The sequence below is a fragment of the Virgibacillus salarius genome (assembly GCF_039521925.1).
In the GTDB taxonomy this organism is placed as follows: Bacteria; Bacillota; Bacilli; order Bacillales; family Amphibacillaceae; genus Virgibacillus; species Virgibacillus salarius.
Genome location: NZ_BAAACY010000002.1, coordinates 22,028 through 23,781 on the forward strand (window position 1 = coordinate 22,028; position 1,754 = coordinate 23,781).

Consider the following 1,754-nt stretch of genomic DNA (forward strand, 5'->3'; position numbering starts at 1 on the left):
CGGCCTTCGCTATTATCAGGCTCTACAACGCTAGCATGAAGTAACACAGCTGCTTTTATACTCACGGATAACGATTTTCACTTTAGCCATTGTAAAAAAAGTCAACCTATTACTTATGACAAGAATTGTTGCACCTTCTCATAGCGGAGACTAATTACATAGACTCCTGCGGGATTAGCGCGAGCCGAAAATCCACTTTGCAACGTGTTCTTCTTTGCAAAGTTAGTTGAGGCCGTGCCCACGGAAAGCGAAGTAATTAGTCGGAGCATTGCCAATATACATCTAACATTTCAAAATAACTACTTGGCTTAGCGCAGTCATTGCACTGATTTTATACTTTCTTAACTTAGAAACAAAAACTGTCCATGAGATAAAATCGCCATGGACAGTTTTTTGATATTACTTATTCACAAATTGTTTGCTTAACTGATCTACTGCAAGTATAGCTGAGGCAACATCACCAGCCTGAATACTTGGTGATAAGTTTTTCATCGTCTCTCCTTCTTGCGTAGCTGCCTCGCCTACTTTTAGCAGCTCCTCATAAGAAACATCGTCTAAATGCATGTCTCGTAATGTAGTTGGAAGACCAAGTTCGCGATAAAATTGAATATATTTTATCATTTCATCCTCGCTATGGAGCTCTAATAGCAACTGCACCAATGTACCATATGCAACCTTTTCGCCATGAGTAAGGTGGTGAATATCACCTTCGAGTACGGTGAATCCATTATGAATGGCATGTGCTCCTGCTAAGCCACCACTTTCAAAACCTAATCCTGATAATAATGTATTAGCTTCCACTACAGCTTCTACATGATTCGTAACCAATCCTTTTTTTACTGCTTGATATGCAGCTATTCCATATGCAAATAATGTTTTTTCACACTCTTTAGCAATTGCCTTAGCTGCAATACTTGTTTTTCCGCCTGCCATCGTATCACCATTGCGCTTCAGTGTAGCTCGAGCCTCTACCCATGTAGCCATCGCATCAGCAATACCAGACGCAAATAATCTAGCTGGAGCTTTGGCGACAACTGCAGTATCAACAAGTACTAAGTCAGGGTTTTTATGATAAAACTTATAACTTTCAAACACTCCTTCATCACTATATATCACAGATAATGCGCTCGTAGGTGCATCTGTTGAAGCAGTAGTTGGAACGATAACAACACGAGCATGCAATTCATTTGCTATCGCTTTAGCTGTATCCAATGTCTTCCCTCCGCCTACACCAACTACTACATCTACCTGATGATCCTTCCCTTCATTTACCACTCTTTTTATTTCACTTAATGAGGCCTCTCCATTAAACGGAACATAATGATAGTCCAAATTTTCTTCCCTCATGCTTGCTTCAATTGTCTCTTTAGTTATGTCCCAAACCACATCATCAGAAAGAATAAGTGGCTTTTCTGCGATTGATTTCACATGTTTTCCAATAAGATGTAAGGCATCTTTTCCTTGAATATATTTACCAGGTGATACAAAAACAATATTTGACATTTTCTTCACCCTTTCTAATTTTTACATCTATAGTATACCAATTCTACGAATTTTCATCCATATTTTGTGAAGTATTTCACATTATATTCATAATCAAAGATTTTCATTTACGCGCATTCAATTTTATGACACCTCCTTGAGACATACGAACCCTTTGTATTATGTCTGCTTATAACCATAAGAAAAACGGAGCAAAATTCGCTCATTCCTTATCACTAAATGCTCAGATTTACGCTTCCTCTAGTAGCTAT

Annotated in this window: 1 protein-coding gene; it reads right to left on the reverse strand. The window is 38.4% G+C overall.

What is annotated here, in order from left to right; all coding sequences use genetic code 11:
• Positions 1 to 399: 399 nt before the first annotated feature.
• A complete protein-coding gene (locus ABDZ84_RS00190) occupies positions 400 to 1,503 on the reverse strand; it encodes a glycerol dehydrogenase (RefSeq protein ID WP_026679592.1) in 1,104 nt (367 codons plus the stop codon).
• Positions 1,504 to 1,754: the final 251 nt, after the last annotated feature.

Bases quoted from the DNA above. Each gene is read 5' to 3' on its own strand.
- ABDZ84_RS00190 (WP_026679592.1), bottom strand. From the start codon at position 1,503: ATGTCAAATATTGTTTTTGTATCACCTGGTAAATATATTCAAGGAAAA.